Annotated in this window: 4 protein-coding genes and 2 pseudogenes; 5 read left to right on the top strand and 1 reads right to left on the bottom strand. The window is 65.0% G+C overall.

From position 1 onward, the window contains the following. Positions 1-905 (bottom strand): IS110 family RNA-guided transposase (locus MOX02_RS29355; protein ID WP_147029308.1); only part of this gene is annotated, 905 nt, incomplete at its 3' end. A 79-nt stretch (positions 906-984) separates the two neighbouring features. Here MOX02_RS29355 and MOX02_RS29350 point away from each other — a divergent pair. The 5 genes and pseudogenes from MOX02_RS29350 to MOX02_RS29335 form a co-directional block, all read left to right on the top strand. Beyond that, a pseudogene (locus MOX02_RS29350) lies at positions 985-1,509 on the top strand (IS630 family transposase); the annotation flags it as partial. Positions 1,510-2,121: 612 nt separating this feature from the next. Continuing rightward, the gene (locus MOX02_RS29345) at positions 2,122-2,427 is read left to right on the top strand and encodes a response regulator (RefSeq protein ID WP_174804985.1); all 306 of its coding nucleotides are present in this window, start codon (positions 2,122-2,124) and stop codon (positions 2,425-2,427) included. A 114-nt stretch (positions 2,428-2,541) separates the two neighbouring features. Further along, positions 2,542-2,766: a hypothetical protein gene (locus tag MOX02_RS29340; protein WP_147029307.1), complete on the top strand. Its 225-nt coding sequence runs from the start codon at positions 2,542-2,544 to the stop codon at positions 2,764-2,766. Between the two features lie 81 nt (positions 2,767-2,847). Further along, a complete protein-coding gene (locus MOX02_RS33085) occupies positions 2,848-3,342 on the top strand; it encodes a transposase (RefSeq protein ID WP_373866792.1) in 495 nt (164 codons plus the stop codon). Continuing rightward, positions 3,278-4,077, top strand: a pseudogene (locus MOX02_RS29335) (IS256 family transposase). Before MOX02_RS33085 ends, MOX02_RS29335 begins: the two are co-directional and overlap by 65 nt. The last annotated feature ends 638 nt before the right edge of the window (positions 4,078-4,715 follow it).

Raw genomic sequence — 4,715 nt, 5'->3', positions numbered from 1 at the left:
AGGGCCAGCAGACCTTGGATCCACGGCTGGGCCCTGGCGGCCTTCGATCGTAGGAGAACGGTCTGCGCGCCGACGATGAGCAGGCGTCGCAGGTAATGATCGCCCTTGCGGGTGATCCGCCCCAGTCTCTGCTTGCCCCCGGTCGATTTCTGGCGAGGGGTGAGGCCGAGCCAAGCTGCAAACTCGCGCCCGCTGCGAAAGGCGGAGGCGTCCGCGACGGTGGCCGTGATCGCCGAGGCGATGAGGGGCCCGATGCCCGGGATCGTCGCCAGCCGCCGGCTGGTCGGATTGTCATTGTGCCACTTGGCGATCTTGGCCTCGATCGCCTCGATCTGCATCTGCGCGGCCTCGAGCATGGAAGCCAGGAGTGTGAGAGTTTCGCGCACCAGGTCCGGCACGGTTGCGTCCGTCTGCATGCTCTCCAGCAACCGTCGCACGTGTGAAGGGCCCTGCGCCTCGATCAAGCCGAACTCGGACAGATGGGCCCGCAGCGCGTTGATCAGCTGGGTTCGTTGCCGGACCAGAAGGTCGCGCGTGCGATGCATGACCAGGGCGGCCTGCTGCTCCCTGCTCTTGATGGGAACGAAGCGCATGGACGGCCGCGACACCGCCTCGCAGATGGCGGCGGCGTCGGCTGCATCGTTCTTGCCGCGCTTGAGGTAGGCCTTGACGTACTGCGGTGGGATCAGGCGCACATCGTGCCCGAGCCGGCACAATTCTCGGGCCCAGAAATGAGCGGTGGCGCAGGCCTCGATGCCGATCCGGCAGGGTGGGAGCTTGGCGAAGTAGCTCAACACTTGCCCGCGCCGCAGGCGCCGCTTCTCGACGACAGCGCCGGCTGCATCCACACCGTGAACCTGGAAGTTGTGCTTAGCCAGATCGAGGCCGATCGTTGTAATCTGCATCGCGGATGGCTCCTGTCCTGGTGACTTCGACAGCCACCAGCTTGGCACGCTGATGTCGGTAGGGGGCCATCCACCCCATCAGATCCAGGCGCTTGAGCGCACACGACCCGACCGCCCGCTCGCGCCAGGACGTCCGGCGGCGCGCACGCACGACTACGTTCGCCACGGCACCACCACACTCTTTGCTGCGCTGAACGTGCTGGAGGGCACGGTGATCGGCCGCTGCATGCAGCGGCATCGTCACGATGAGTTCCTGCGCTTCCTCAACGCCGTCGAGGCGGCGGTACCGGCTGGCAAGGTGGTTCACGTGGTGCTCGACAACTATCGCACCCACACCCACGCGAAGGTACGGGCCTGGCTGTCGCGCCACCCGCGCTGGGTGTTCCACTTCACCCCGACCTCGGCCTCCTGGCTCAACGCGGTCGAGGGCTTCTTCTCGGCGCTCTCACGTCGCCGACTGCGGCGCGGGACGTTCACCGGGATCGTCGACCTGCAAGCGGCGATCAAGCGCTACATCGCCGAGCACAACGAGCGGCCCAAGCCCTTCGTCTGGACCAAGCCCGCAGCCGCCATCCTCAACAGTCAGGCTGCACCATCCGTCTGAGTCAGGGCACTAGGTTTTCGGCGATGTGATCGAGGCGATCTGCGAGTGCCTCAAAGGCAACGGCTGACCACATTGCGAAACTCCGCCATGTAGAAAGCAAGCCAAAATAAATGGATTCAGCAGGAACCAAGCAGTAGAGCCAGATCTTATCTCAATAGCGTTCAGTTAATTTGCCATGAGATATTTTCTGATGTCCTTTGCTTTTTTCGGGATTTTACCGGACGCTGCGCTTGCCCAAGCGCCAATTGGTGGGCGCCCGATCGCAGCGCAATCGCCGAACATGGCTCCGAGGCACGAGACCATTCCCGATCGTGTTAGGACGCACGATCCCGGCCTTTCAGGCACCATGAACGCGCGCAGCCCATTGGCTGACCCGCCGGAAGTAAATGTGTCTGGGCCGACCCTGTACTTCAGGCGGCACGACGAAACACGGCGACCAGCGCAGTAACCCAACTGCTGGCATGCGGCGACACCCTCCGCGGCATTGTCCCGGGAGCCGTCGCCGAGTCGGATAGACGGCAGATTCTGATCATGTCAGGCCGCAGCGGTCGCCTTCTTCCATGCCTCCGCGGCTTCTGCTTGGAAGTGGCGCAGCGTGGGGCGGGAGATCAGGTGACGCTGAACGTAGAACGCGATCTGGAGTGGCGCTGCTCGCCCAGCAGTACGCCGTCATCGCTCTGCTGTTCACCGACGTGCAGTTGCCCGACTCGCGCAACGGGCTTCGCCGTCGCACGCGAAGCCGCTCGCCAGTGGCCGCACATCGCCATTATGGTGGCGTCTGGCCATGTGCAGCCGGAACCGGGAGATATGCCCGAAGGGGCACACTTCATCGCCAAACCGTTCTCGGCCCGTATGGTGCATGACCACCTGAGGGAGATCCTGCCAGATGGGCAGAAGCCAGAGACGCTGCGTGACTAAGCCTCGCCGGTCTGCGCCCACAAGGGTGGCCGCTTATCCGCGCCAAATCGTATGCAACATGAGACGGGCATTGCTACAGGTTGAAACTCCTCGAGCCGATTGCCTCCTTGCCGCATGCCTTCCACACTCGACGACAGTCTAAAGCCACACACTTCCAATCCCCTCCGCCTCGCCGAACTCGATACCTACGGCATTCTCGATACGGCTCCAGAGGAAGGGTTCGATGATGTGGTGCAGATCGCCCGGCTGATCTGTGACGCGCCGGTCGCGCTCGTCAGCTTCGTGGCGGCCCAGCGCCAGTGGTTCAAGGCGCGGGTGACGTCCCCAGGCGTGGTGTAGGAGCGGGCCGCCGCTGAGGTGGTCATCGCCGGTCTTCGGCTAGGGTTCGGTTGCGAGCTGAACTCTCGACCGGAGATGACGATGACCGACGACAGGATGGCCCTGATCGAGCTGATCGAGAAGGGGGCGGATGGCGACCTCGTGCGCGACCTGCTGGCCTTTGCTGCCGAGCGCATGATGGAGCTAGAGGTTGAGGCCCGCACCGGCGCGCCGGCCGGTCAGCGCAGCCCGGATCGCCTGACGCAGAGGAATGGCTACCGTGTGCGAGCGTGGGAGACGCGGGCAGGACGGATTGAGCTGGCAATCCCGAAGCTGAGGAAGGGCAGCTATCTGCCCTCGTTCCTGGAGCCACGGCGCACGGCCGAGAAGGCGCTCACGGCCTTGATCCAGGAGGCCTACGTCCACGGCGTCTCGACGCGGGCAGTCGACGATCTGGTCAAGGCGATGGGCGGCTCGGGCGTGTCGAAGAGCCAGGTCTCGCGGCTGTGCGCAGAGACCGACGAGCGGGTGAATGCCTTCCTCGCGCGACCATCGAGGGGGCGTGGTCCTACCTGTGGATCGACGCCACCTACGTGAAGGTGCGCGAGGCCGGCCGCATCCAGGGTCCCCATCGCACCTGTGCGATGGGAGCCCGGTCTCGCGGGCGGTCATAGTGGCGGTGGGCGTGAACACAGACGGCCGGCGCGAGGTGCTGGGCGTGGCCACCGGCGCCTCGGAGGCCGAGCCGTTCTGGAAGGCCTTCTTGCGCTCCTTGGCCGACCGGGGCCTGCGGGGTGTGAAGTTGGTGGTGGCCGACGACCACAAGGGCCTGCGGGCAGCCGCCGCCAAGGTGTTTTCCGCCACCCACCAGCGCTGCCGCGTGCATTGGATGAGGAACGCGCTCGCCCATGTGCCAGCCAAGCAGCGCCCGGCCGCCATCGCGATGCTCAAGACGATCTTCGCGCAGGATACGGCCGAGGCCGCGCACGCCCAGTGGCGGCAGGTCGCCGAGGCGCTACGCGAGCGCTTCCCCAAGCTCGCCGACCTGATGGACGGCGCGCGTGAGGACGTGCTGGCCTCCATGACCTTCCCGCGTGAGCACTGGCCGCAGATCGCATCCACGAACCCGCTGGAGCGGCTCAACGGCGAGATCAGCGCCGCGCAGACGTCATCGGCATCTTCCCCAACGACCGCGCCGTCGTCCGGCTCGTGGGCGCGCTGATGCTGGAGCAGAACGACGAGTGGGCCGTGTCCCGCCGCTACCTGAGCCTGGAGTCACTCGCTAGCTTGAGCGATGATCCCATCCTCAGGCTGTCCGCCGTGGCTGCCTGATCAATCCTCGGACCCTACCGAGGGCCGGCGCTCCTACACCACGCCATGGGACACGACCCGTATCCGCGTCCAATAGACCAACGCTATCGACCGGGTCCGCTTCACTACTACGGCTACCCTTACTGAGCCGATCGCGGCATGGTCGCCGCTGAATGACCGAGACACGGCTGGTCGTGCAGACCGAAGCTTCCGCTCGGCCTGAGAGAAGGGCGTGAGCTGACGCAGGAAGGCTCGATGATCCCGGGCTTCGGCGCGGAGGGCGATCGTCCAAGGTCGCTCTTCTATTCTGCCGGGTCCGCTTCGGAGATACCGTCTAGGTCGGCTAGACGGTCGTGATGGACGCAAAGCTGCCGTCCATTGATGGCCGAAAGCCGCCAGTCCGCTTCGGAGAAGGTTTGCCAGAAGAGCTGACCGACTCATGCCGACCGAAACTTGCCTTTCGGTAATCTTCGACCTTGCGGCTGGAAGCGGTACGCCCGCTTCCCAGAAGATGCGTTCTAGGCTGCCATTGCGCAGCTTGCCCCGCGCTCCGGCATGGCGCCGAGTTCCGACCCGATCGAAGACGCTCCTCAGCCTGTTTTGACGGGCAGGGTGAAGAGATCGACGAAGGACTGTGCGAGATTGGCCTCGCCAGCAAA

Origin of the sequence: Methylobacterium oxalidis (genome assembly GCF_007992195.1) — a bacterium.
Classification (GTDB): Bacteria; Pseudomonadota; Alphaproteobacteria; order Rhizobiales; family Beijerinckiaceae; genus Methylobacterium; species Methylobacterium oxalidis.
Note: the sequence above shows the minus strand (reverse complement) of the source record. Positions and strands in the feature narration are given on the sequence as shown.

Excerpts from the sequence above, each read along its gene's own strand:
- MOX02_RS29340 (WP_147029307.1), top strand. The coding sequence starts at position 2,542 with ATGCCTTCCACACTCGACGACAGTCTAAAGCCACACACTTCCAATCCC.
- MOX02_RS33085 (WP_373866792.1), top strand. The coding sequence starts at position 2,848 with ATGACCGACGACAGGATGGCCCTGATCGAGCTGATCGAGAAGGGGGCG.